At 70.5% G+C, this 24991-nt stretch carries 22 protein-coding genes; 15 read left to right on the forward strand and 7 right to left on the reverse strand.

Features of this window, described 5'->3' with window-relative positions; translation table 11 throughout:
- Positions 1-4: 4 nt before the first annotated feature.
- Positions 5-676 (reverse strand): response regulator transcription factor, encoded by a 672-nt coding sequence (locus DMC64_RS34965; protein ID WP_125736972.1) that lies wholly within the window; start codon positions 674-676, stop codon positions 5-7.
- Positions 677-1861, reverse strand: coding sequence for a sensor histidine kinase (locus tag DMC64_RS34970; RefSeq protein ID WP_125736973.1), 1185 nt, complete (start codon positions 1859-1861; stop codon positions 677-679). It lies immediately after the preceding gene.
- A gap of 181 nt (positions 1862-2042) precedes the next feature.
- Here DMC64_RS34970 and DMC64_RS34975 point away from each other — a divergent pair, with 181 nt between their 5' ends.
- Together DMC64_RS34975 and DMC64_RS34980 are read left to right on the forward strand one after the other, a co-directional pair.
- Positions 2043-2276, forward strand: a complete 234-nt coding sequence (locus tag DMC64_RS34975) for a hypothetical protein (protein ID WP_125736974.1) — start codon at positions 2043-2045, stop codon at positions 2274-2276.
- An 87-nt stretch (positions 2277-2363) separates the two neighbouring features.
- Complete coding sequence (locus DMC64_RS34980; protein WP_125736975.1) at positions 2364-4676, forward strand: LuxR C-terminal-related transcriptional regulator; 2313 nt, start codon at positions 2364-2366, stop codon at positions 4674-4676.
- Between the two features lie 3 nt (positions 4677-4679).
- Here DMC64_RS34980 and DMC64_RS34985 read toward each other — a convergent pair whose 3' ends face one another.
- The 3 genes from DMC64_RS34985 to DMC64_RS34995 all read right to left on the reverse strand — a co-directional run bounded on the left by DMC64_RS34985 (position 4680) and on the right by DMC64_RS34995 (position 9012).
- Positions 4680-5792 carry a helix-turn-helix domain-containing protein gene (locus DMC64_RS34985; RefSeq protein ID WP_125736976.1) on the reverse strand — a complete coding sequence of 371 codons (1113 nt, stop codon included), beginning with the start codon at positions 5790-5792 and terminating at the stop codon, positions 4680-4682.
- Positions 5793-5987: 195 nt separating this feature from the next.
- On the reverse strand, positions 5988-7667 hold the full coding sequence (gene ilvD, locus DMC64_RS34990) for a dihydroxy-acid dehydratase (protein WP_125736977.1): 1680 nt from the start codon (positions 7665-7667) through the stop codon (positions 5988-5990).
- Positions 7668-7731: 64 nt separating this feature from the next.
- A complete protein-coding gene (locus DMC64_RS34995) occupies positions 7732-9012 on the reverse strand; it encodes a hemolysin family protein (protein ID WP_125736978.1) in 1281 nt (426 codons plus the stop codon).
- Positions 9013-9142: 130 nt separating this feature from the next.
- Between DMC64_RS34995 and DMC64_RS35000 the strand changes: the two genes are divergently transcribed.
- From DMC64_RS35000 to DMC64_RS35045, 10 genes are all read left to right on the forward strand, one after another.
- Entirely contained in the window at positions 9143-10477 is a 1335-nt protein-coding gene (locus DMC64_RS35000) for a cytochrome P450 (RefSeq protein WP_125736979.1), read from the forward strand.
- A 208-nt stretch (positions 10478-10685) separates the two neighbouring features.
- Positions 10686-11669 carry an LLM class flavin-dependent oxidoreductase gene (locus DMC64_RS35005; protein ID WP_125736980.1) on the forward strand — a complete coding sequence of 328 codons (984 nt, stop codon included), beginning with the start codon at positions 10686-10688 and terminating at the stop codon, positions 11667-11669.
- Positions 11670-11679: 10 nt separating this feature from the next.
- The gene (locus DMC64_RS35010; protein WP_125736981.1) at positions 11680-12162 is read left to right on the forward strand and encodes a hypothetical protein; all 483 of its coding nucleotides are present in this window, start codon (positions 11680-11682) and stop codon (positions 12160-12162) included.
- Positions 12163-12243: 81 nt separating this feature from the next.
- The gene (locus DMC64_RS35015) at positions 12244-13224 is read left to right on the forward strand and encodes a helix-turn-helix domain-containing protein (protein WP_037337016.1); all 981 of its coding nucleotides are present in this window, start codon (positions 12244-12246) and stop codon (positions 13222-13224) included.
- 40 nt (positions 13225-13264) lie between these two features.
- On the forward strand, positions 13265-14032 hold the full coding sequence (locus DMC64_RS35020; RefSeq protein WP_037337013.1) for a MoaF C-terminal domain-containing protein: 768 nt from the start codon (positions 13265-13267) through the stop codon (positions 14030-14032).
- 9 nt (positions 14033-14041) lie between these two features.
- On the forward strand, positions 14042-14434 hold the full coding sequence (locus DMC64_RS35025) for a nuclear transport factor 2 family protein (protein ID WP_037337010.1): 393 nt from the start codon (positions 14042-14044) through the stop codon (positions 14432-14434).
- Positions 14431-15609, forward strand: a complete 1179-nt coding sequence (locus DMC64_RS35030) for an ABC transporter substrate-binding protein (protein WP_125736982.1) — start codon at positions 14431-14433, stop codon at positions 15607-15609. Before DMC64_RS35025 ends, DMC64_RS35030 begins: the two co-directional genes overlap by 4 nt.
- A gap of 12 nt (positions 15610-15621) precedes the next feature.
- Positions 15622-16482 (forward strand): branched-chain amino acid ABC transporter permease, encoded by an 861-nt coding sequence (locus tag DMC64_RS35035; protein ID WP_125736983.1) that lies wholly within the window; start codon positions 15622-15624, stop codon positions 16480-16482.
- A complete protein-coding gene (locus DMC64_RS35040) occupies positions 16469-18172 on the forward strand; it encodes an ATP-binding cassette domain-containing protein (RefSeq protein WP_125736984.1) in 1704 nt (567 codons plus the stop codon). The genes DMC64_RS35035 and DMC64_RS35040 overlap by 14 nt, the downstream gene beginning before the upstream one ends.
- On the forward strand, positions 18169-18864 hold the full coding sequence (locus DMC64_RS35045) for an ABC transporter ATP-binding protein (protein WP_073842639.1): 696 nt from the start codon (positions 18169-18171) through the stop codon (positions 18862-18864). The genes DMC64_RS35040 and DMC64_RS35045 overlap by 4 nt, the downstream gene beginning before the upstream one ends.
- A gap of 174 nt (positions 18865-19038) precedes the next feature.
- On the opposite strand, the gene DMC64_RS35050 is transcribed toward DMC64_RS35045, so the two are convergent.
- Together DMC64_RS35050 and DMC64_RS35055 are read right to left on the reverse strand one after the other, a co-directional pair.
- Complete coding sequence (locus tag DMC64_RS35050; protein WP_037337000.1) at positions 19039-19836, reverse strand: SDR family NAD(P)-dependent oxidoreductase; 798 nt, start codon at positions 19834-19836, stop codon at positions 19039-19041.
- Between the two features lie 14 nt (positions 19837-19850).
- Positions 19851-20570, reverse strand: a complete 720-nt coding sequence (locus DMC64_RS35055; RefSeq protein ID WP_125736985.1) for an SDR family NAD(P)-dependent oxidoreductase — start codon at positions 20568-20570, stop codon at positions 19851-19853.
- A gap of 114 nt (positions 20571-20684) precedes the next feature.
- On the opposite strand from DMC64_RS35055, the gene DMC64_RS35060 reads away from it, so the two are divergent.
- Genes DMC64_RS35060 through DMC64_RS35070 form a run of 3 tightly spaced genes read left to right on the forward strand, consistent with a single transcriptional unit; the run spans position 20685 to position 24990 of the window.
- Entirely contained in the window at positions 20685-22550 is a 1866-nt protein-coding gene (locus tag DMC64_RS35060; protein ID WP_125736986.1) for a primary-amine oxidase, read from the forward strand.
- 10 nt (positions 22551-22560) lie between these two features.
- The gene (locus tag DMC64_RS35065; protein WP_037336994.1) at positions 22561-23352 is read left to right on the forward strand and encodes a molybdenum cofactor biosynthesis F family protein; all 792 of its coding nucleotides are present in this window, start codon (positions 22561-22563) and stop codon (positions 23350-23352) included.
- 3 nt (positions 23353-23355) lie between these two features.
- Positions 23356-24990, forward strand: coding sequence for an amidohydrolase (locus tag DMC64_RS35070; RefSeq protein ID WP_125736987.1), 1635 nt, complete (start codon positions 23356-23358; stop codon positions 24988-24990).
- Position 24991 lies beyond the last annotated feature (1 nt).

The following is a 24991-nucleotide window of genomic DNA, read 5'->3' on the forward strand; positions in this document are numbered from 1 at the left end:
TTTCTCACTCTTCGGCGTCGCGGACCAGCAGGGCGATCTGGACCCGGTTTTCGACGCCGAGCTTGGCGAGCATGCTGCTCGTGTGCGCCTTCACCGTCGCGACGGTGATGTCCAGCTTTCGCGCGACGTCGGTGTTGGACAGCCCCTCGGCGATGGCGCCCGCCGTCTCGCGTTCGCGATCGGTCAGCGTGGCCAGCAGCCCGCGGGCGGTTTCCCGCGACGCCCGGCGCGCGTCGGACGAATGCGGTCCGGTGGCCGCGGTGATCAGCCGGGCCGTGGCGGCGGGTGAGAGCGCGGGTTCGCCGGTCGCGACCGTGCGGATCGCCGCGAGGATCCGCGGCGGCGGGGTGTCCTTGAGCAGGAATCCGAGCGCGCCGACGCGCAGCGCGCCCAGCACCATCTCGTCCGAGTCGAACGTGGTGAGCACCAGCACCCGCGGCGGCTCCGGGAGGCCGAGGATCTCCTCGGTCGCGCTCAGCCCGTCGCGGCCGGGCATCCGGACGTCCATCAGGACGACGTCGGGCCGCTGCTCCCCCACCACGCCGACCGCGGCGTCGCCGTCGGCCGCCTCACCGACCACGACGAGGTCCGGTTCGCCGTCGACGATGAGCCGCAGCGCCATCCGCACCAGATGCTCGTCGTCGACCAGTACGACCCGCACCCGCTCGTCGTCCATTCATTCGCTCCCTTCGCGGACCGGCCACGGCAACCGCGCGGCGAGCACGAATCCGCCGCCGGGTTCCGCGTGGTGGTCCAGTTCGCCGCCTGCCAGCCCGACCCGTTCGGCGAGGCCCAGCAGGCCGAATCCCGACGCGGGCGGACCCGCGATCGCCCGCGCCGCACCGGAATCCCGGATCGTCGCGCGCAGCCCGTCGCCCGGCCTTCCTTCGACGGTGACGACCACGTCGGCGCCGGGCGCGTGTTTGCCCGCGTTGGTCAGCCCTTCCTGCACGATCCGGTAGACGGTCCTCGCGATCGCGTCGGGCGGCTCGCCCTCGGTCGCGAGCCGCATCGTGACGGCCAGCCCCAGCGCCCGCGCGTCCGCGACGAGCGAGGGAAGGTCGGCGAGCGAGGGTTGCGGCGGTTCCAGTTCGTCCGGGTCCGCCCGCAGCACGCCGAGGACGTCCCGCAGTTCCTCCAGCGCCTGATGGGAGCCGTCGGCGATGCCGCGCGCCAGTTCCGCGACCTGCTCGGCGGGCAGATCCGGGCGGTGCCCCAGCACCCCGGCCTGCATCGCGACCAGCGAGACGCGGTGCGCGAGGACGTCGTGCATCTCGCGGGCGATCCGGTGGCGTTCCACGATCCGGGCCTCGGCCGCCCGCGCGGCCTGCTCCCGTTCCGCGCTCTCGACCCGTTCCCGCAGGGAGCGCACCTCCTCCCGGCGCGCCCCGATCGCGGCACCCACGGCCACCACGATGCCCACCAGCAAGGTCGGGAGGCTGATCAGCAGCCACAGCGGCCCCGGCGTCTCGCGCGCCGGGTACAGGTCGACGACCAGGACCGCGGTGACCACGGACAACACCGCCGCGACCGCCGTTTCGGCCGGTCGCCGCCGGGTGGCCAGCGAACAGAGCGCCAGCAGCGACGCGCCACTGGCCAGCACCGACGCCGTCGAAGCGAGGATGACCGCGATGGCGATCACCACCGGGAAACGGCGGCGCCACAGCAACGCGATCAGGCAGACGAGCGCGATCAGCGGATCGCCGGTGATCATCCACTCGACCCGCGGCCCCGACGCGCCCACCGGCAGTTGCGCCGCCGTGATGACCCAGAGCAGCACACCCAGCGCCGCCGCGGCGAGCAGACGCCAGGCCTCTCCCCACGGCCGGAGGGGCGGCTGGGCGCCGGCGTCGGTGATCACCGGCCCATCATGGTCGACCGGCCCGCGGCGGCGCAGCCGGACACGGGACGATTCCGGCCCCGACCTCGGTCGCGACGGGGATCGACTTTGGTCGGACACGACGTGCGACGCGCCGCCGATGCGCGCCGGGTTCCGCGCGGGCGATGCTGGGGTCCGACCGTGGAACCAGGAGGTGGGAAGCATGACCAAGGGCGGCTATCTGGGGCTGCAGATCTTCGGGATGGTGGCCGTCGCCGTCTTCGCGCAGGCCGCCATCCGCAGCCTTTTCGATCATTCCTCGACCCAGTTGTGGGGCGCGTTCGACTGGGTACCCGGTGAGTGGGGCGGCAGGTTGATCGTGTTCCTGCTGCTCGCGGCCACCGGAACGGTGCTGGCGGGCTGGGCGCATGATCGCGCCAAGCGAGCGGACCGCTAGGCCGACGCCGTTCCGCTAGTATCCCCAGCCGGGCGTTTTCCGTCTACATCGGACGGAACGCGGGGCTGGTCGATCGCGGGAGAGTGCATGGCGGACGGAGTTGGCTCGCTTGCGGGGTGGTCGGCCGATCCCACCGAAGTGACCAGCTACGTGGGCCGGGACGCCGAGACCGGCGAGGCGAGGCGCCTGCTGGAGGCATCGTCGCTGGTCACGCTGACGGGGCCGGGCGGGGTGGGCAAGACCAGGCTGGCCTGGCGCATCGCGGCGGCCCACCGGGAGGCCACCGCCGACGAGGTCGCGTTCGTCTCGCTGGCCGAACTGCGGGAACCCGCGCTGCTGGTGCCGACGGTCGCGAACGTGCTCGGCTTCGGCGACCGCTCGGCGAAACCGGCCATCGACGTCGTCGTCGAAGCCCTGCAGGCGAGCCGGCTGCTGCTCGTGCTCGACAACTGCGAGCATCTGGTAGACAGCTGCGCCTGGTTCGCCGACACCGTGGTCAGGGCCTGTCCCCAGGTGACCGTGCTGGCCACGAGCAGGCAGTCGCTCGGCGTGGCGGGCGAACGTGTCCTGCCGGTGCCGCCGCTGGCGATCCCGGAACAGGGCGACTCCTTCGAGCGCGTGATGAACGACGATTCCGTGCGCCTGTTCGTCGATCGCGCGACCGCGGTCGCGCCGTCGTTCCGGCTCACCGAGGAGGACATCGAGCCGCTCATCCGGCTGTGCCGCAGGCTCGACGGGCTGCCGCTCGCCATCGAACTGGCGGCCGTCCGCGCGCGGGCGTTGTCCGTGCGCCAGCTGGCCGACCGCCTCGACCGGCAGTTCTCGGTGCTGACGAAGGACCGGCGGGGACGGCCGGAGCGGCACGAGACCATGCGGGCCCTGATCGACTGGAGCCACGACCTGTGCACCGGGCCCGAACGGCTGCTGTGGGCCCGCGCGTCGGTGTTCTCCGGCAGTTTCGACCTCGACGCCGCCGAGCAGGTCTGCAGCGGTGGCGAACTGCCGCGCGACCACGTCCTCGAAGTCGTCGACGGGCTGCTCGACAAGTCCATCCTGCTGCGCGAGGAATACCCCGGCGGGGTGCGGTACCGCATGCTGGAATCGGTGCGCGAGTACGGCGTCGACCGGCTCAGCGAGACGGGCGGGACGGCGGAGTTCCGGAAACGGCACCGGGACTGGTTCGCCGAACTCGCCGGCCGCTACGCCACCGAATGGCTCGAGACCGATCAGCTCGGCTGGATCGGACGGCTGCGGCGCGAACACGCGAACCTGCGCGTCGCCCTCGACTACTGCACGGGCACCCCCGAGGACGCGGTCGTCGGGCTGCGGATGCTGCGCGACGTCAAGGAGTTCTGGATCGTCCGCGGGCTCAACACCGAAGGCCGGATGTGGGTCCGGCGCCTCGACGAGGCCGCGGCACCGGGCGTTCCGGAGCGGGCGCACGGGCTGTGGCTCTCCGGTTTCCTGGCGGTGGTGCAGGGCGACATGTCCGCCCATCGGTGCATGCTGGAGCGGGCGGCCGCCGAAGCCGAGGCGAGCGGCGACGAACTCGCCGCCGCGTACGTGCTCCACGTCCGCGCCTACGCCGCGCTGATCGGCAACGACATGGCCGAGGCGTCACGCCTGTTCGGCACGGCCATCGACCTGTTCCGCGCGCACGGCGACGAGGGCGGGGACCTCTGGGCGAGTTACAACCACGGACTCGCCGTCTGGCTGAACGGCGACATCGACCGGGGCCGGGCGGTGCTCGCGGAAGCCGTCGAACGCTGCGAGCGGCGCGGTGAGGTCTTCTGGCGTGGTTGGGCACTGTGGTCGCGTGCCGCCGCCGAATACCTGCAAGGGGACATCGCCGTCGCCGAACGCTGCTGCGAGCAGATCCTGCGCCTGCACGAGCGGGTGGACGACCGCGTCGTCGTCGGGTTCACGCTCACCGTCATGGCGGGCTGCGCGGCCCGGACCAAACGCCCCAACCGGGCGGCGATCCTGCAGGGCGCCTCGATGAACGTCTGGCGCACGGTCGGCGCGTGGCCGACGCGATACGAGGCGTTCACCGAACCGCTGCTCGCCGACACCGACACCGTGACGACCGCGCTGGGCTGGGAGGTCGCGGTCAAGGAATTCGCCGACGGCGCCGCGATGCCCACCCGCGACGCCATCGCGTACGCCCTCGAAGAACGCACCCCCGGCCCGCGGAAACAGACCGCGCAGGTGCTCACCAAACGGGAGACCGAGATCGCGCACGTGATCGCCGAGGGCCTGACGAACCAGGAGATCGCCGACCGGCTCGGCATCGCCCGTCGCACGGTGGACACCCATATCGACCACATCCTCACCAAACTCGGCTACTCGAACCGCGTCCAGGTCGCCACCTGGGTGACCCGGGCCGCGGATCCCGCCTGACGCTCACGCCACCTTCATCGGGGCGGGCTGCCGGGCCGGTTCGGTCGTGAGCAGGTCCGCGCGCAGGGCGATCCGCAGGTCCAGACGGGACTGCGGGTCGTCGAGCCGGGCACCGAACAGGACCCGCAGGCGGCGCATGCGGTTCCGGACCGTCTGCGGGTGCACGCCGAGGTTGTTCGCGATCTCGGGCGCCCCGCCGCGGGCGGAGAGCATGGCGTCGAGGGTTTCGGCGAGTTTGGTGCGCTCGTTGGCAGGCAGGTCGGCGATCGGCGCCAGGCTGCGGGTCACCAGCGCGGTGGTGAGCACCTCGTCCGCGAACAGCCAGTGCGTGGTGAGATGATCCGACCAGCGCACGAGCGGGCCGTCCTCGATCACCTCACGGCGGACCAGTTCGAGCGTCCGGCGCGCCCACCGCAGGGACACCGCGGCGTCGGCGGGCGCCACCGCGGGCCCGACCGCCGCCCGCGTCCCCGCCAGGACACCGCCGATCTCGACGTCGTCGGGCACGAGCAGGAGCGGGTACTCGCCGGCCAGGTCGGCCAGCACCTCCGGACCGAACGAGGCGCGGACGGCGCCGGGCTCGGCGGCGACGGCCACCACCCGCGCGGGCGGCACCCAGCCCGCCTCGGCCGCGAGGCCCGCCCATTTCGCGGGCGGACGGCCGCTCAAGATCTCTTTCAGCAGGTCACGGCGCAGCTCGGCGACCGAGGGCGTGCGCGCGGCGCGGTAGGCCGCGGTGGACAGCCGGATCAGGACGTCGGAGCAGCGGAGCAGCGCCTCCACCCCGGCGTCCATCAGGCCGGACCCGGCCCCGGGCTGCCGCGACAACGACGCCAGCGCGGGAAGCGCGCCGCGGCCCGCCGAGTGGTAGGCCCGGGAGAGCCGGTCCAGCTCCTTGCCCGCCGCGTACTCGGCGACCCCGACCTGACGGAAGGCGTCCGCGCCCGCCGCGATGCCGAGATTCATCCCGTCGCGCTCGAGTACCGAGGCGACGAACTCCGTGGCACGCGCGTCGAACAGCGGCGCGTGCTCGGGCAGCGAATGCCGGATCCCGTCCACGACCACGCGGGCGATCACGAGGGCGGCGGAGCGGGCTGGGGCGTAGGACGCGGTCATCGTCGACCTCCGGAGCAGCGGGAATCGTCGGGCCGCCGAGTCTGCTACTCCGGAGTAGCGCGGCACATCGGGTGAATTACGTACTCGGGTCCAGCGGGCCTACGCATCACCCGTTCGTGAAGGCCTCGAAGTACATGAAGGCCCCCTTCCTGTACCTAGGCGCAAGGAAGGGGGCCTTCATGTACTCCGGCCGCTCTACTCGCACACGGCTCCATGCGCCGCGCTCCGCACGACCTTGGCGTACTTGCCGAGCACCCCGCGCGTGTACGCGGGCGCCTTGGGAGTCCAGCCCGCCTTGCGTGCCTCGATGTCGTCGATCTCGACTTCCAGCGTCCGGTTCGCGACGTCGAGCGTGATCGGGTCCCCGTCGCGCACGAAGGCGATCGGCCCGGCGTCGACGGCTTCCGGGGCGATGTGGCCGACGCAGAGCCCCGTCGTGCCGCCGCTGAACCGGCCGTCGGTGATGAGCAGGACGTCCTTGCCGAGTCCGGCGCCCTTGATCGCGCCGGTGATGGCGAGCATCTCCCGCATCCCCGGCCCGCCCTTGGGGCCTTCGTAGCGGATGACGACGACGTCCCCGGCGACGATCCGGCCCTCGGCGAGCGCGTCGAGAGCGGCCCGCTCGCCGTCGAAGACCCGAGCGGTACCGGTGAACGTCGATTCGTCGAAGCCCGCCGACTTCACGACCGCGCCTTCGGGTGCCAGCGAGCCTTTGAGGATGGTCAGGCCGCCGGTCTTGTGGATCGGGCGGTCGAGCGGGCGGATGATCTCGCCGTCGATCCCGGCGGGCGCGATGCCTTCGAGGTTCTCGGCCATCGTCTTCCCGGTCACGGTGAGCACGTCGCCGTGCATGAGCCCGGCGTCGAGCAGCGCCTTCATCACCACGGGGATGCCGCCGACCTTGTCGACGTCGTTCATCACGTACTTCCCGAACGGTTTGAGGTCGCCGAGGTGCGGGACCTTGTCGCCGATCCGGTTGAAGTCGTCGATGCGCAGATCGACCTCCGCCTCGCGCGCGATCGCGAGCAGGTGCAGGACGGCGTTGGTCGAACCGCCCAGCGCCATCACGACGGCGATGGCGTTCTCGAACGCTTCCATGGTCATGATCTGCCGCGCGGTGATGCCCTGGCGGAGCATGCCGACGACGGCTTCCCCCGAACGGTGCGCGAAACCGTCACGACGCCGGTCGACCGCGGGCGGGGCGGCCGATCCGGGCAGCGACATGCCGAGGGCTTCGGCGACGGACGCCATCGTGTTGGCGGTGTACATGCCGCCGCAGGCCCCTTCGCCGGGGCAGATCGCGCGCTCGATCTTGTCCACTTCGGCGCGGCTGATCTTTCCCGCCAGGCACGCGCCGACGGCTTCGAACGCGTCGATGATCGTGACGTCCTGTCCGTCGACCTGGCCGGGCATGATCGAGCCCGCGTAAAGGAAGACGGAGGCGAGGTCGAGCCGGGCCGCGGCCATGAGCATGCCCGGCAAGGACTTGTCACAGCCGGCCAGCAGCACGGAGCCGTCCAGCCGTTCGGCCATCATCACCGTCTCGACGGAGTCGGCGATCACCTCCCGGGACACCAGCGAGAAGTGCATTCCCTCGTGTCCCATGGAAATACCGTCGGACACCGAGATCGTGCCGAACTCCAGCGGGTAGCCGCCCGCCGCGTGCACGCCGTTCTTGACCGCCTTGGCCAGCCGGTCGAGCGACAGGTTGCACGGGGTGATCTCGTTCCACGAGGACGCCACCCCGATCTGCGGTTTGGCGAAGTCGTCGTCGCCCATCCCGACCGCGCGGAGCATCCCGCGGGCCGCCGCGCGCTCCAGGCCGTCGGTCACGTCGCGCGAACGAGGTTTCAAATCCGGCTGGTCTTGCGGCATCGGGGGCACCTTCCTTCGTGGCGGGACACCGGGCACGCTGCCAACCCCGCGCGCCCGGCGCAACTCATCGCTCCGTGGCCGGCCCGCGGTGCAGCGCCACCCGCGTGATCGCGTGATGCTCCACGCCGAGCACCTCGGCCGTCCAGCCGGAGACCACCACACGGTCGCCCGGCTTCTCCGGGATCCGGCCGAGGATCACGAGGATCAGCCCGGCGATGGTCGCGTACTCCCCCGGCGGCGCGTCGCGCAGTTCGACCCCGACGTCGACGAGGTCGTGCACCGGGAAGGTGCCGGGCAGGACCAGGGAACCGTCCTTGCCGTCGCGCACGGCCAGCACGTCGCGGTCGGTCTCGTCGTAGATCTCGCCGACGATCTCCTCCAGCAGATCTTCCAGCGTGACCATGCCCGCGACGGCGCCGTGCTCGTCGACCACCAGCGCCATCTGCTCCCGTTCGGCCTTGAAACTCCGGATCGCGTCCGACACCCGCAACGAATCGGGGAACACCACCGCCGGCCGGACGACTTCGGCGAGGTCTTCGTGGTCGCCGAGCAGGTCGCGCAACCGCACGACACCGACGACGTCGTCCAGATGGCCGCCGCGGGCGACCGGCGCCCGGGAATGGCCCGATTCGGCCAGCTGCCTGCGTGCCGAAAGCAGATCCTGCTCGGCGGCCAGGGTCAGCACCGCCCGGCGGGGCACGAGCACTTCCCGCAGCCGCCGTTCGTGGATCTCCAAGGCGCCGTTGATGATCATGCGCTGTTCGGCGTTCAGGCCGCGCTGCGCGGACACCAGCTCCCGGAGCTCTTCGGGCGACATCTGGTCCGGATCGGCTTCCGCGCGGCCGCCCAGCGCCCGCACGACGAAGTTCGTCGACACGCTCAGCGCCCACACCACGGGCCGCGAGATCGCCGACAGCAGGTTCAGCGGCCGCGCCACCAGCAACGCCCACCGCAGCGCGTTCTGCATGGCCAGCCGTTTCGGGGCCAGTTCGCCGAGCACCAGGGTCAGGAACGTGAGGACCATCGTCACCAGCGCGACGGCCACCGCGCCGGCGGCGTTGCCGAGGAAACCCAGCAGTGGCACCAGAGGCTGGGCGAGGGACACCGCCGCCGTGGCCGAGGCCAGGAACCCGGCGAGCGTGATGCCGATCTGGATCGTCGCCAGGAAGCGATTCGGGTCTCGCGCCAGCCGCACCAGCGTGCGGGCGGCCGCGCGGCCGTCGCGTTCCAACGCCCGCAGTTGCCCTTCGCGCAACGAGATCAGCGCCATCTCGCTGCCCGCGAACACCGCGTTGAGCACCACCAGCACCGCGACCAGCGCGATGTCGAACCCGTAGCCGCCCACAAGCACTCCCCGGCCCGCCCGAAGTGCAGAACATTACCGAGCGGGAAGCGGGTCCGCAGATATCGCGGTCGCTCGCTACTGACACGTCGTTCCGCTACCTTCGAAGGGAACCCGCACGGACGGAGTCCTGATGTTCGCACTCAAGACCGCTCCCGCCCGGACCTTCCGGCACAAGGCGGAGGCGATCGCCAAACCGGTCACCCGCTGGAGCATCGGCCACGCCATCCCCCGGGTCGCCCTGCGGGCCGCGGCGCGCCGGGGCGACCTCCAAGGCAGGCTGTCCGTCGAGGCGAGCGGCGGAGCGGATCTGACCGGCCTGTTCGACGAGATCCGCTCGCACGGCGCCATCGCCACCACCCGGGTCGGGCATGTCACCACCCGGCATTCGGCGTGCAAGGAGGTCCTGGGCAGCGACGCGTTCAAGACCGTGCGGTTCGTCCCGGACAACCCGCTGCTCAACCGGCTCGTCGCCTGGTCGTCGTCCGGTCTGATCCATCCGATCGAGCCGCCGTCGCTGCTCGCCAGCGAACCGCCCGACCACACGCGCTACCGGAAACTGGTCACCCGTGTCTTCACCGCCCGCGCGGTGGAGCAACTGCGCGAGCGCACGCAGGCGATCACCGACGAACTGCTCGACGGCCTCGACCCGACGAGCCCGGTCGATCTCATCGAGCAGTACTGCGGGCTCCTGCCGGTGACCGTGATCAGCCAGATCCTCGGCGTGCCGCCGGAGGAGCGCGACAAGGTGCTCGCGCTGGGCGGAGCCGCGGCGCCGAGCCTCGACCTCGGCCTGCCATGGCGGACGTTCCGGACGGTGGAAGCGACGCTGGCGGAATTCGACTCGTGGCTCACCGTGCATCTGGAGAAGCTGCGGGCGAATCCCGGCGACAATCTGCTCAGCAAGCTGATCGCCGCACGCGAGGACGGCGTGGGCCTGACCGAGCGGGAACTCAAGGCCACCGCGGGGCTGGTGCTGGCGGCCGGCTTCGAAACGACCGTCAACCTCCTCGGCAACGGCATCGCGCTGCTCACCCGGCACCCGGACGAACTCGCGAAGCTGCGGGCGGATCCGGACCTGTGGAGCAACGCCGTCGACGAGGTCCTCCGCTACGACCCGCCGGTCCTGCTCACCGGCAGGCTGGCCGCGAAGGACACCGAGATCGGCGGGACCCCCATCGCCCGCGGGGCGATCGTCAGCACCGTGCTCGCGGGCGCCAACCGGGACCCGGAGATCTTCGACGACCCGGCCGCCTTCGACGTCGCCCGGGCGAACGCGCGTGACCACGTGTCGTTCGGCGCCGGGCGGCATTACTGCCTCGGCGCCTCGCTGGCGCGCATGGAAGGCGAGATCGGGCTGCGGTCGATCTTCGAGCGCTTTCCCGACCTGCGGCTGCTGAGTGGCGGCCGGCGGCGGGAGACCCGGATCCTGCGCGGCTTCGAAACGCTTCCGGCCGCGCTCATCTGACTCGGGGGTTTCCCAAGCTGGTCGCCGGTCCGTGAAGGCGCGACGTGAGCCAAGGCGTGACTCGCGTGATCAGGCACGGAACTCGCGTGACTGGACGCCGCACTCGTGTGTTCCGCCCCTGAACACGCGAGATCCGGCTTCGTTCACGTAACCTCGTGAGTGGTAAAGACGGTTAGAACCGTCTTTACCACTCACGAGAGGCGCCCGAATGTCTTCCGTAGCCCTCTCGGTCCTGGACACCTCCCCCATCGTCGAGGGCTCGACACCGCGCGAAGCCCTGCTCAACACCGTCGACCTCGCGCGGCTCGCCGAAGACCTCGGCTACCACCGTTACTGGGTCCCCGAGCATCACGGCATGCGCGGCGTCGCCAGCTCCGCGCCCGCGGTCCTCATCGCCCACCTCGCGAACGCCACGACGCGCCTGAGGATCGGCGCGGGCGGGGTCCTGCTGCCGAATCACCCGCCGCTCGTCGTCGCGGAACAGTTCGGGACGCTGGCCGCCCTGCATCCGGGCCGCATCGACCTCGGCCTCGGCCGCGCGCCAGGCGGTTCGAAGGCGGCCTCCGCCGCGGTTCGTCCACAAAGGACGACAGATTTCGGTGAGCAACTCACGGAACTCCAGCATTACCTCCACCCGCCCGAAGACGCGGACGTGAAGGCGATCCCCGTGCTCGGCGGCAATGTCCCGGCGCTCTGGCTGCTCGGCCGGTCCCCCGAAAGCGCGGCCCTCGCCGCCGAACGCGGGCTCAAGTACGCCTTCGCGCATCACCTGGCTCCCGACGCGCCGATCAAGGCCGATCTGGTCAGTGTCTCCGTCATCGCGGCCGAGGACGACGAGCGCGCCGAATGGCTCGCGGGTTCGACCAGACTGAAGGTGCTCAGCCGGATCCGCGGCACCCGCATCCGGTTGCCCAGCCCCGAAGAGGCGGCGGCTTTCCCTTACACCGCCGATGATCGCGCCGAAATCGCGAAGCGCTCCGATGCCGTGCTCAGCGGCAGCCCGGACACGCTCGCCCCGAAACTCCAGCGGATCCTCGACGAGACGAGCTCCGGCGAGATCATGGTGACCACGCCGCTCTACCACCACGTCGACCGACGTCGCTCCTACGAATTGGTCGCCTCGCTCGCCGGACGGCTCACGACCGGGCAAGCGGGCATTTTTACCGAACCGGCACCGGAAACCGGCCAGTAACCTCACGCCGGTGAAGACGGACCGCGAAGGCACGGAAGCCCCGGAGCTTCCCACCTTCACGGTGATCGGCTGCCTCCTGGGCTTCTTCATGACGGTGCTGGTCCTGATCGGCCCGGCCCTGCTCTGGATCAGCACCCGCTTCGATCCCGGCGACGACGACGGCCTGGTCGTCGTCGCCATGGGCGCCGTGTTCACCCTCGGCGGGGCGGGCACCGTCGGCTCGCACCTCTGGCAGAACGCCAAGGCCAGGGAGGCCCATCGCGGACTGGACCGGAAAGGTGTCCGCGCGACCGCCGAAGTCGTTTCCAGCAAGCGGATCTGGGTCGGCGAGGTGAGCACGCCCGCGGACGACGTCGACCTCGTCGTGACCGGTCCCGGCGTGGCTCCGTTCAGTGCGCGTGTGCTCACCGAGGACGTCGGCCGCTACGAAACGGGCACGGTGGTACCCGTCGACGTGGACCCGGGAACCCTCCTGTTCCGCCTCGCCGACTGACCTCGCCGCGATCATTGCCCGGCAGCATCGTATCGCTTATCGTATATGAAATTCACCCCCCGATGCTGCGAGGTGACCCCCGTGACCACCGCCACCGCCGACCCGACCACCACCACGGTCGCGCGAGATTTCACCGATTTCCGCACGGTGGTGTCACAATCCTTCGTGCCGCTGCACGTGACGAGCGAGCACCGCGACCACTTCCGCGGCCGCATCCGTTCGTGCGGAGCCGACGACGTGCAGCTGACCGAGGTGACCGCGTCGGCGCACGTGGTCGAGCGGACCCCCGAGCTCATCGCGAGGGCGGACAGGCACTACTACAAACTGAGCCTGATCCTGTCCGGCACCGGCCTGCTCGTGCAGGACAACCGCGAGGCGATGCTGCGTCCCGGCGACGTGGCGTTGTACGACACGCACCGGCCGTACACCCTCGCGTTCGAAGAGGATTTCCGCACGCTCGTGGTGATGTTCCCGCAGCGGCTCATCGATCTCCCCCGCGACCTGGTCGGCCAGCTGACGGCGGTGCCGATGTCGGGCAAACGCGGCATGGGCAACGTGGTGGTGCCCTTCCTCGCGCAGCTCGGCAGCAATCTCGACCAGCTCGGCGGGCCGGCGGGCGTCCGGCTCGCGCATACCGCGGTCGATCTGCTCGCCACCCTGTTCGCCAGCGAGCTCGACCTCGCCCGGACGAGCGCCGGGCCGCATCACGAACTGATGCGCCGGGTCCTCGCCTACATCGACGCGAACCTCTCCTCCACCGACCTGGGTCCGGCGCAGATCGCCGCCGAGCACTACATCTCCACCCGGCATCTGCACGGCCTCTTCCACGAGCAGGGCACCACCGTCTCGGGCTGGATCCGCACCCGCCGCCTCGAACACTGCCGCCGCGAATTGCTCGACCCCGTGCACACTTCGCGGCCCGTCGCGGCCATCGCGGCGAAGTGGGGTTTCGTCGACGCGCCGCATTTCAGCCGGGTGTTCAAGACGGAATTCGGCTGCTCGCCGAGTGAACTGCGACGCGGCTTGACCGTGAGCGATCGGTTGTTGCCGCCCAGCGCGTGACAGCTGGCCCTTCCCGGGCGGTCGCCTCGACGATGACCGCATGCCCGAAGCACCCGAGGAACAGTGGCGTACCTATGACGAGTTCGCCGCCGGAATAGCCACCTACCGCCTGCCGAACGCGGACCTGTCGGGACGCGAGCTCACCGTCACGCTCGACGACGGGAAGACGCTCGCGCTGCGGTTCGAAGACGCTGAAACCGTCACCTGCAACGGCATCAAGGATCCGTACGACGCGGTCGCCGTCCGGGAAGACGTCTTCTTCGTCAATCTCCCACACACCAGCGTCGAAGGGGAAGCGCTCACCGTCGTCTTCTCCACCACGACGCATCGCGCGCTCGCCGTGCGCTCGGTCATCGGTGCCGAGGATGTCGAGGGCGTTCCCCGTGTCTCCCAGACGTTCTGGTCCGGCACGACCGACGCGGGCACGCCGTCCGGCGAGGTTCCCGGCCCGTCGCGCGACCTGATCGGCAAGCGCAACGTCTACCGCTACAGCCCGGAACACCTGTACGAGCACGTGTACGTGTCCTCGCAACGCTATGCCTGGCAATGCCTCGAAGGCGTGCAGCGCGGCCACGGGGACATGGACCTGTCGACGGTGTGGAAGTTCCAGGACGGGCTCTACCTGTTCTGCTTCCGCGAATTCCGCATCGCCGTGGCCAGCGTGTGGTTGCACGACCTCGGCTACGCGCTGAAGACCACCGGCGTCTTCCTCGGCCTGACCGGCGACGGCCGGTCGGAACACTCCCGCGCGGGCGGGCACATCTACCCACTCGGCGCCGTCGCCTATCCCGACGCGCAACCGGTTTAAGGAGTCTCAGTGTCCAATCTAGACATCATCGCCGCGCACTACGCCGCGAGCGACCGGGGCGATCTGGCGGGCATGCTGGCCCCGCTCGGCCCGGAGACCACCTGGACGGAGGCGGCCGGTTTCCCTTACGCCGGCACGTACACCGGCCCGGAAGAGGTGCGGGACAACGTCTTCGGCGCCATCGCGAAGGACTGGGACGGCTACACCTTCACCCTCGGCGACCTTCTCGACGCCGGGGACACGGTGATCGGCCTCGGGACCTACCAGGCCAAGCACCGCGAGACCGGCCGCTCGTTCACCGCCCGCGTCGCGCACGTGTGGCGGTTCGACGGCGGCAAGGTCACCTCGTTCGAGCAGATCGTCGACTCGGTGCCCGTGGTCGAAGCCATGGAGAACCGGTGAAACCCGCGCGGCGCCTCGTCGCCCTCGCCTCGGCCGTCCTGCTCGCGACGGCCGGGTGCGCCGGATCCGACAGCGGTGCGAGCGGGCCGATCGTGGTCGGTTCGGTCAACGCGCTGAGCGGCGCGGCGACGTTCCCCGAGGCCTCGCAAGCGGCCAAGGCGGTCTTCGACGCGGCCAACGCGAGCGGCGGCGTGAACGGCAGGCAGATCCAGTACAAGGCCCTCGACGACAAGGGCGACCCGGCGGCCGCGGCGGCCGCGGCCCGCGAGGTCGTCGGGCGCGACGAGGCGGTGGCGCTCGTCGGCTCGTCCAGCCTCATCGAGTGCGAGATCAACAACAAGTACTACGAGCAGCAGAAGATCCTGTCCATGCAGGGCATCGGCGTGGACCCGGCGTGTTTCTCCAGCCCGAACATCGCCCCGGTCAACGTCGGTCCGTACCACGACATGACGCTGACCCTGCTCTACGGCTCGGAAACGCTGAAGCTGAACGACATCTGCGCGCTGCTGGAGATCGCGGGCAACACGCTGCCGTCGTACCAGGCGGCGATCGACGAATGGTCGGCCATCACCGGCAAGAAGCTCAAGTACCTCGACGCGACCGTGCCCTACGGCGGTTCCGACTACACCTCCTACATCGTCAAGGCGCGCAACGCGGGCTGCAAGGCGATCACGGTGAACCCGGTCGAACCGGATTCCATCGGGCAGCTGAAGGCCGCCGCGGCGCAGGGCTGGAACGACGTCACGTGGCTGCTGCTCACCAGCGTCTACAGCGAGAACTACGCCAAGGCCATCACCAACGCCGGAGCCGGGGTGTACGTGCCCGCCGAGTTCTACCCGTTCACCGACGCGACCAGCCCGCAGAACAAGGACTGGCGCGAGCTGATGACCAAGAACAACATCCCGCTGACCTCGTTCAGCCAGGGCGGTTATCTGGCGGCGAAGTACTTCCTCGACGTCGTTCGCGGCATCCAGGGCGACATCACCCGTGAATCGGTGACCAAGGCCCTGCGCGAGATGAAACCGGTCACCGATCCGATGGTCGGCACGCCGTACGTCTTCGGCCCCGGCCAGACGCATCACGACAACACCGCGGGCTGGCCGATCAAACTCGCGTCCGGCACCAACAAATGGGAGCTCGTCGCGAACGACTGGCTGCGGATTCCGAAGAAGTAACGGGAGGATTCGATGCTGCAGGGAGCGCTGGCAGGCCTGGCCGCCGGCGGACTGTACGCGGTGTTGGCGGTGTGCCTGACGCTGATGTCGCGCCTGGTGCGGGTGGTGAACTTCGCCCAGTCGGCCACCGGGATGTTCGGTTGCTACGTGGCGGTGTTCCTGTCCGTCGATCTCGGCCTGCCGATATGGCTCGCCACCGTCGCGGGGATCGTGCTCGGCGGGCTGCTCAGCGCGCTGCTGGGCTGGATCGTGTCCACCTGGCTCGCCGAGGCGGACACCGGCACCCGCTCGGCGGTCACCGTCGCGGTGCTGCTCCTGCTGATCTCGTTGTCGTTCATCCTGTTCGGCAACAAACCGCAGCCGTTCCACCCGATCCTGGACGGTCCGGCGGTCACCGTCGGCGGCGTGGTGATCAGCCAGGTCACCGTGGTCACCGTCGCGCTGGCGGTCCTGGTGGCGGTGGCCAGCCGGATCGTGCTGAGCCGGACGCCGGCGGGCGTCCAGCTCAGGGCGCTGTCGGAACGCCCGACGACGGCGGAACTGCTGGGCATCCCGGCGAAACGGCTCAGCGTCGCGGTCTGGGCGGTCACCGGGGTGGTCAGCACGCTGGTCATCTCGATCGTGGCGCCGTCGCAGTCCAACGACGCGACGTCGCTGGCGATGCTGGTGGTCCCCGCGGCCGCGGCGGCCTTGCTCGGCGGATTCCGCCGTCTCGACCTCGCCGTCGCGGGCGGCCTCGGCCTCGGCCTGATCCAGGGCGCGGCCGCGCAGGTCGACGGCCTTTCGGTGGTGCGGTACTTCCTGCCGTTCGCAGTGATCGTCGCGCTGCTGCTGTGGTCGCAGCGCAAGGAGGTGTGGGATGCGGCTCGCTGAACGCGGGATCCCGTTCGTGGTCGCCATCGTGGCGATCGCGGTCGGGTACGGCCTGAGCGTCGGGCTCGACGGGTACTTCGTCTACCTCGGCATGAGCGCCGTCGTCGCCGGGATCTCGTTGCTCGGGCTGGGCGTGGTGACCGGCAGCGCGGGCATGATCTCCCTGTGCCAGCTGACCTTCGGCGCCGTCGGCGCCTGGACGGTGTCGGCACTGAACGAAGCGCAGGCGCCCGGCGGATTCCTCACCTGGCTGGTGCTGGGCGGTCTCGCCGCCGGGGCGGTCGGGGTGCTCGTCGGGCTCCCGGCGTTGCGGCTGCGCGGGATCAACCTCGCCGTCGTCACGCTGGGGCTCGCCGCGGCGGCGGACCTCGCGCTCGTCCAGCTGCAGTTCCCCGGTGTGTCCGCCGGGATCTCGGTCGAACGACCAGAAGCCTTCTCCGACGACCGGTCGTACTTCCAGCTCGCCGTCGTGGTGCTGGTGCTGTGCTGCCTCGCCGTGTACTTCCTGCGCCGCGGGCGCTGGGGCAGCGCCTGGCAGGCGGTGGCGTTCTCCGAACGCGGCACGGCGGCCGCCGGCACGAGCGTGCGGACGTCGAAGCTGACCGCGTTCGCCGTGAGCGCCACCCTCGGCGGGATCAGCGGCGGCCTGCTCACCGGACAGGTCGGCATCGCCTTCCCGGCCAGTTTCACCGCGATCCAATCGCTGGCGCTGTACGTGCTGGCGATCATGTCGGGCGCGCATCTGATCGACATGGCCGTATTCGGCGCGATCCTGTGGGTCGGGGTGCCGGAACTGCTCAAACGCTGGGGAATCCCGCAGGACTGGGGTTTCGTGGTGTTCGGCGTGCTCGGGGTCCAGGCGCTGGCCAGTGGCGGGAACCTGGGCACCACGGTGCGGCAGGTCTGGTACCGAAGGTCCAAGAAGGAACCGGCGAAACTCGATCTCGTCGCCGGCGCGGGCGACGTCGAACCGGTCTCCCCCGGCCCGCCGGTGCTGACCGTCCGCGGCCTCAGCGTGAACTTCGGGCACGTCGCCGCACTGTCCTCAGTGGACATCTCGGTGCCGGAGCACGGCGTGCTCGGCGTCATCGGGCCGAACGGCGCGGGCAAGTCGACACTGGTCGACGCGATCAGCGGATTCCTGCCGAACGCCGAGGGCGCCGTCGAACTCGGTGGCCGCCCGCTGACCGGATCGCCGTCGAACCGGGCCCGCGCCGGGCTGCGCCGGACGTTCCAGCAGGACCGCGTCCCGCCGGGGCTGACGGTCGGGGCGTACCTGAAGTTCCTCGCCAGGCGACGGCTCACCGCCGACGAGATCGGTGACGCGCTGGACTTCTTCGGCTGCCCCGCCGCCCGCACCCCACTGTCGCAAGTGGACGTCGGCGCGCGCAGGCTGGTCGAGGTCGTCGGGCATCTGCTGGCCCGGCCGCGTGTCCTGCTGCTCGACGAGCCCGCCGCGGGCCTTCCGCACGAGGAGCACGTCGCGTTCGGGGAACGGCTGCGGCAGGTTCCCGCGCGGTTCGGGGTTTCGGTCCTGCTCATCGAACACGATCTGGACCTGGTGCGCTCGGTCTGCGACACGATCACCGTCCTCGACTTCGGCCGGGTGCTGGCCTCCGGCCCGCAGGCCGAAGTGCTCGCCGATCCCGCCGTGCTCAAGGCGTACATGGGTGAAACGGAGATGCTGTGAACGCTTTGCGGATAGCGGGGCTGACGGTCACCCGCGGTGCGGGGCCGGTGATCCGCGACGTCGACCTGACCCTGGAGCCGGGCCGGATCACCGCGCTCGTCGGCCCCAACGGTGCCGGGAAGACCAGCCTGCTGGAGGCCGTCTCCGGCGTGGTACCCGCCGCGTCGGGAACCGTCCACATCGGATCGGACGAGATCACGAAACAGTCGCGGGTGGCCCGCGCGCGGCGGGGTCTGGCGCATATCGAGCAGGGTCGCGCGGTGTTCGGCGGCCTGACCGTGCTGGAGAACCTGATGCTGACCGCGCGCACCCGCGCGCGGGCGGACGAACTGATCGAGGCGTTCCCCGAACTGGAGAAACGCCGCGACTCGCCTGCCGCGCTGCTCAGCGGCGGCGAACAGCAGATGGTGGTGCTGGCCCGCGCGTTCGCCGCGCGACCGTCGTTCCTGCTGATCGACGAGATGTCGCTGGGCCTCGCGCCCGTGGTCTTCACCCGGCTGCTGCCGATGGTGACCCGGTTCGCCGAGGAGGGCGCGGCGATCCTGCTGGTCGAGCAGTTCACGCATCTGGCGCTCGGGGTGGCGAGCGACGCGCTGGTGGTGTCTTCGGGGCGGGTCACGTATGCGGGTTCGGCTCAGGGACTGTTGGACTCGCCCGGCACCCTGCACGCGGCCTACCTCGGGGAATCCTGACCGTTCGCGGCCGCCCGGATGTCATGAAAGGGGCGTTCAGGACACATTTCGTCCTGAACGCCCCTTTCATGACACCCGGTACCGGGCGATCACCCTCCCGAAGTCCGTGAAGGCCTCCTTCCCTACCCTCAAGGTACTGAAGGAGGCCTTCACGGACTTCACGGCAAAACCCCGCTAAGAACCCATCCCCGCCCGTTCGAAAGCCAGCGTCGGCAGATCCACCGCATGCGCGCCGCCGTCCGCCACGATCACCGCACCGGTGATGTACGACGACTCCGAAGACCCCAGGAACCGCACGATCGACGCGATCTCCTCCGGTTCGGCCGGACGGCGCAGTGGGACCTCGGCGGTGACGCGCCGGTAGCCCTCGGCGTGGCCGCCGTCGAAGCCCGCGGCCTCCGCGAACTGGTCCATCTCGCCGTCCGCCATCGGCGTGCGCACCCAGCCGGGGCAGACGGCGTTCGCGCGGACGCCCTTCGGCCCGTAGTCGCGCGCGATCGAGCGCGTCAGCCCGATCAGCGCGTGTTTCGCGACGGTGTAGCCGGCGACGTTCGGCCCGGCGAACAGCCCGGCCAGCGACGACACGACGACGACCTGGCCGCCGGTTTCGATCAGCGACGGCAGCGTGGCCCGGCAGAACACGAAGGCACTCGACAGGTTCGAGCGCAGCGCCAGTTCCCATTCCTCGTCACCGGTGTCGACCACCGAGGACAGCCCGTGCCCGCCGGCGTTGGCCACCACGACGTCCAGCCTGCCGAACTTGCCGACGATCTCCGCCACGGCGTTCTCGGCGGCTTCGCGATCGCTGGCGTCGCACGAGATGACGTGCGCGCCGGTTTCCGCCGCCACCTTCTCCAACGGTTCGAGCCGCCGTCCGAGCACCACCACCTGGGCGCCCTCGTCGGCGTACCGGCGGGCGACAGCGGCGCCGATTCCGGTACCGCCACCCGTGATCGCGACAACCTTCTTCACTTGCGGAGTCCTTTCTAAGCGGGAAAACCGGAGCGGGCCGAGACGCCGAAGTCGGCGAGCACGGCCTGGCCGTTGACCGCCCGCGAACGCGCGGACGCGAGATGGAGCACCTGCCAGGCGACTTCTTCCGGAGCCTGCACCGGGAACGCGGGATCGTCGAGCACCTCGCCGAGATCGCCGCGCGCCATCGGGGTGTCGACCACCGACGGGCACACGCAGTTCACCCGGACACCGGGGAGATCGACCGCGAGAGCCCTGGTCATCGCGACCACGGCCCCTTTCGACGCGCAGTACGGGACCATGCCGGGCGCGCTGGTGAACGCCGAGTCGCTGGCCAGCAGCACGACCGAGCCACCCGACGCGGTGAGCCGGGGCGCGGCGTGTTTGACCAGCAGGAACTGGCCGGTGACGTTGACGGCCAAGAGCGCGGCGAAGTCCGCCGCGGTGGTCTCCGTGACCGGCGTCCCCACCGGACCGGAGATCCCGGCACAGCCGACGACGACGTCGAGCCCGCCGAAGCGGCTCGCCACGGTGTCGATCGCGGCGGCCACCGACGGCTCGTCGGTCACGTCGGCCTCGAGCGCGAGGAGACCGTCGGCCAGGGTGGGTACGGGTGCCCGGTCGAGGGCGCCGACCCGCGCGCCTTCGGCGAGGAATGCCTGGACGCAGGCAAGGCCGATACCGGATGCCGCGCCGGTCACCAGCACGGCCTTGCCCGCGAGATCCAGTCCCATGCCGTCATCCTCCGGTCCGGACCTTTCACGGAGCTTGGCCGTCAGTGCATCCTTCTTGTCGGCAGCCGCATGACGGCCTTTTCAGCCGGAGCCGGACCGGCAAGACTGCGAAACATGACCAGGCCGCATCCACTCGACCCGCTGACCGCCGACGAACTCACCGCAGGCCGAGCGATCCTGACCGCCGAAGGCCTGCTCACCGCCACCACCCGGTTCCCGGCCGTGCTGCCGGTGGAGCCGGAGAAGGGCGACGCCGCCCCCGATCGCCGCGTCCGGTACACGCTGCTGGACACCGCGACCGGCGAGGCCCGCGACGTGGTCGTCTCGCTGGCGAAACGCGAAGTGGTCTCCACCGAGGACTGCGGTCCCGGCCAGCCGGCGTACCTGTTCGAGGAGTACGACCTCGCCGCGTCGATCACCAAGGCGTCGCCGGAATGGCAGGCCGCCATGGAACGGCGCGGGCTCGCCGACCGGATCGAACACGCCTTCTGCGCCCCACTGGCGCCCGGGTTCTTCGGCAGGCCGGACGAGACCGGCCGGGTCATCCGCTCGCTGACCTTCCTGCGTGACGACGCGTCCGACAGCCCGTGGGCGCATCCGGTGGAAGGTCTGATCGTCCACATCAACCTGACCGAGCAGCGCGTCATCCGCGTCGAGGACGAGGGCGACGTGCCCGTACCGCCGGAGCACGGCCGCTATGGCGACGTCCCGGCCAGGACCACGCTCAAGCCGATCGAGATCACCCAGCCGGAGGGTCCGAGCTTCACCGTCGACGGCAACGAGGTCACCTGGGAGGGCTGGAAACTCCGCGTCGGCTTCAACGCCCGCGAAGGCTTGACACTGCACGAAATCGGCTTCCAGGGCCGGTCGGTGCTGCACCGCGCGTCGGTACCGGAGATGGTGGTGCCCTACGGCGACACCGCGCCCGGCCGGTTCTGGATCAGCTACTTCGACGCCGGCGAGTACCTGCTCGGCAAGAACGGCAACGACCTGCGGCTGGGCTGCGACTGCCTCGGCGTCATCCACTACTTCCCCGCGTTCGTCGCCGACGACCACGGCCACCCGGTCGAGATCCCGCGCGCGATCTGCATGCACGAGGAGGACTACGGGATCCTGTGGAAACACACGGATCTCGACGGCCGCGCCGAGGTCCGCCGCTCGCGGCGGCTGGTGATCTCGTCGATCTCCACCATCGGCAACTACGACTACGGCTTCTTCTGGTACCTCTACCTCGACGGCACCGTGGAACTGGAGGCGAAGGCCACCGGCATCGTGTTCGCCGGCGCCGCGCATCCGGGCACGGATCACCCGCACGCCAACGAAATCGCGCCCGGCCTGTTCGCGCCGGTGCACCAGCACCTGTTCTGCGCACGGCTCGACGTGGCGATCGACGGCGAACGCAATTCGCTCGTCGAGGTCGACGTCGAACGCGTCCCCATGGGCGAACAGAACCCGTACGGGAACGCGTTCACCTGGAAGGAAACCCCGCTGCGGACCGAACAGGAGGCGCAGCGGTTCGCGGATCCGGCCAAGGCGCGCGTGTGGGAGATCCGCAGCTCGGAGCGGACCAACCGCCTCGGCTCCCCCACGGCGTACCAGCTCGTGCCGCGGCCGTCCGCGACCTTGATGGCGCAGCCGGAGTCGACCGTCCACCAGCGGGCGACGTTCGCCACCCGTCACCTGTGGGCGACGCCGTACCGCGCCGACGAACGTTTCCCCGCGGGCGACCGCCCGAACGCACATCCGGGTGGCGCGGGGCTGCCCGCCTGGACCGCCGCCGACCGCGACCTCACCGACACCGATCTCGTGCTGTGGCACGTGTTCGGCCCGACCCACATCCCACGTCCGGAGGACTGGCCGGTCATGCCGGTCGACTACTCCGGTTTCTCCTTGCGCCCCTACGGCTTCCTGGACCGAAACCCGGCCCTCGACCTGCCTTCCGGCGCTTCCGACGATCACTGTTCCGCCCACGAGCACTAGGACTTCTTCGATGCCCGAACTGACCCTGTCCGACACGTCCACCTGGCTGCCGCTGGACGGACTCGCCCCCGGCTTCGACGCGAACAAGGCGCCCACGGTCGGCGACCTGCACGGCCGCTCGTTCGAACTCGCCTGCGAAGACGGCACCACGTTCACCGCCGCCTTCTCCGGCACCCGGATCGACTGGGCCTACCACGGCAAGGGCACCGACCGCTGCGAGACGTTCCTGGTCGACGACGACCTGTACTACGTCCAGTTCCACCCGCAGGCACGGCAGGAGGAGGCGTTCACCCTGCTGCTCGACCTGCGCCGCGGCCGGGCGCTGCTGGTACTGAGCAAGATCGGCGACACCTCGCCGCGCGTCACGCAGTCCTTCGTGGCGGCCACGATCGGTGGCATCGAGCCCGCCGGGGAGCCGCTCGCCCCGACCACGTCGCTGGTCGGACGCCGGGTGCTGTGGGTGTACAGCACAGAGCACGCCTACGAGCACGTGTACCTCAGCCCGCACTGGTACACGTGGCAGTGTCTGGCCGGGCCGGAGCGCGGGCTCGCGGACACCGACGAGAACTCGGTCTACGAACTGCGGCCGGGCATCTACGTGTTCGCCTGGCGGGAGAAGGTGATCCCGTGCGCGTCGGTGACCGTCGCCGACCACCGGGACGCGAAGCGGCTGCGCTCGCACGGTGTCCTTTTCGGACTGGACGCCAGCGGGAGCACTCCCACCCACTTCACCTTCGGCGCGCACGGCAAGCTGCTCAGCACGACCGTGCACCCCGAGGCGTACGACCCGGCCGGGAGCTGAGCCTTGACCGCCGACATCGTCCTCACCAACGCCACGGTGTACACAGTGGACGGTCATCGCCCCTGGGCGTCGTCACTGGCGATCAAGGACGGCAAGGTGCTGTCGCTGGAGGACATCGAACGCGGGCCGAGCACCGAGGTCGTCGACCTCGGCGGCGCGTTCGTGATGCCCGGCCTGGTCGACGTGCACAACCATCACGCCCTGGCCGGGCGCGCGGCGCTGTTCGAGCTGAACTTCGGCCTCGACGCGGGCCTGGACGACATCCTCGCCGCCGTCCGGTCGCGGGCCGCCGGGCTCGGACCGGACGAGTGGGTGGTCGGCGGCGCCTGGGCGTCCACCCTGGTCGGCACGCTGTCGCGGACTTCGGCCCGCCACGCGCTCGACGAGGCCGCCGGCGGGCGTCCGGTCATGCTTTCGGACGACAGCAGGCACAACCGCTGGGTGAGCAGCCGGGCCTTGGAACTCGCAGGGGTCACCGCGTCGACACCCGACCCGGCGGGTGGGGAGATCGTCCGTGATCCCGCGACGGGTGAACCCGTCGGTGTCCTGCTCGAAGCGGCGGGTGTCGCCGTCGAGCGAGCGCTCAGCGAGACTCGGACGCTCACCGCCGAGCAGCATGTGGCGGCCTCGCGGCACGGGATCGGCACCCTGCATTCGTACGGGGTCACCGCGTTCCAGGATGCCGGCGTCTCCGCGGACATCCTGCGGGCGCTGAAGTCGCTCGACGACGCGGGCGAACTGCACGCGTGGGTCGTCTCGTCACTGCTGATCAACGACCCGATCTTCGGTTTCGACCCGATCGGGGCACCGCTGCTGGAGGTCGCCGGGCAGTACCGGAGCGAGCACCACCGGCCGGACTTCGTGAAGATCTTCCTCGACGGGGTCCCGCCGACGCGGACCGCGGCCTTCCTGGAGCCGTACCTGCCGGACGCCGCGCACGGAGCCTGCCACCACGGCGCCACCACCATGCCGGGTGACGAACTCGTGGGCTGGCTGCGTACGGCGGCCGCGGCGGGGCTGTCGGCGAAGGTGCACTGCACCGGGGACGCGTCGGTGCGCGCGACGCTCGACGCCGTCGAGAAGGTGCGTGCCGAGGGTTTCACCGACGCGCGGTTCCAGGTCGCGCACGGCCAGTTCGTCCACCCCGACGATCTCCCGCGCTTCGCCGCGCTGGGCGTCGCCGCGGACATCTCGCCGTTCCTGTGGGTCCCCGGCGTCATCCCGGCGGCGATCGCCGAGGTGTTGCCCGGCGAGCGTGCCGGGCGGATGCAGCCGAACCGGTCCTTGCTGGACGAGGGCGCGCTGGTGGCGGGCGGTTCGGACTGGCCGGTCAGCGAGTCGCCGAACGCGTGGGAAGGCATCCACGGCCTGGTCACGCGCCAGGATCCGACCGGCGTGTTCCCCGGCGCGCTGTGGCCCGAGCAGGCGATCACCCTCACCGAGGCGATCGAGGTCTTCACCCTGGCCGCCGCCCGGGCGATGGGGCTGGGCGACGTCACCGGCTCGCTGGCCCCCGGGAAGTCGGCGGATTTCGTCGTACTGGACCGCGATCCGTTCAAGACCGATCCGTCGGCGCTCGTCAAGACAAAGGTGACGCAAACGTGGTTCGCCGGGCACCGCGTGTATCACGAGGCCTGAT

It is taken from the genome of Amycolatopsis sp. WAC 04197 (genome assembly GCF_003947475.1).
GTDB lineage: Bacteria > Actinomycetota > Actinomycetes > Mycobacteriales > Pseudonocardiaceae > Amycolatopsis > Amycolatopsis japonica.

Coding starts and splice junctions, on each gene's coding strand:
- DMC64_RS34965 (WP_125736972.1), bottom strand. CDS start 676: ATGGACGACGAGCGGGTGCGGGTCGTACTGGTCGACGACGAGCATCTG.
- DMC64_RS34975 (WP_125736974.1), top strand. CDS start 2,043: ATGACCAAGGGCGGCTATCTGGGGCTGCAGATCTTCGGGATGGTGGCC.
- DMC64_RS34980 (WP_125736975.1), top strand. CDS start 2,364: ATGGCGGACGGAGTTGGCTCGCTTGCGGGGTGGTCGGCCGATCCCACC.
- DMC64_RS34985 (WP_125736976.1), bottom strand. CDS start 5,792: ATGACCGCGTCCTACGCCCCAGCCCGCTCCGCCGCCCTCGTGATCGCC.
- ilvD (WP_125736977.1), bottom strand. CDS start 7,667: ATGCCGCAAGACCAGCCGGATTTGAAACCTCGTTCGCGCGACGTGACC.
- DMC64_RS35000 (WP_125736979.1), top strand. CDS start 9,143: ATGTTCGCACTCAAGACCGCTCCCGCCCGGACCTTCCGGCACAAGGCG.
- DMC64_RS35005 (WP_125736980.1), top strand. CDS start 10,686: ATGTCTTCCGTAGCCCTCTCGGTCCTGGACACCTCCCCCATCGTCGAG.
- DMC64_RS35020 (WP_037337013.1), top strand. CDS start 13,265: ATGCCCGAAGCACCCGAGGAACAGTGGCGTACCTATGACGAGTTCGCC.
- DMC64_RS35035 (WP_125736983.1), top strand. CDS start 15,622: ATGCTGCAGGGAGCGCTGGCAGGCCTGGCCGCCGGCGGACTGTACGCG.
- DMC64_RS35040 (WP_125736984.1), top strand. CDS start 16,469: ATGCGGCTCGCTGAACGCGGGATCCCGTTCGTGGTCGCCATCGTGGCG.
- DMC64_RS35055 (WP_125736985.1), bottom strand. CDS start 20,570: ATGGGACTGGATCTCGCGGGCAAGGCCGTGCTGGTGACCGGCGCGGCA.
- DMC64_RS35060 (WP_125736986.1), top strand. CDS start 20,685: ATGACCAGGCCGCATCCACTCGACCCGCTGACCGCCGACGAACTCACC.
- DMC64_RS35065 (WP_037336994.1), top strand. CDS start 22,561: ATGCCCGAACTGACCCTGTCCGACACGTCCACCTGGCTGCCGCTGGAC.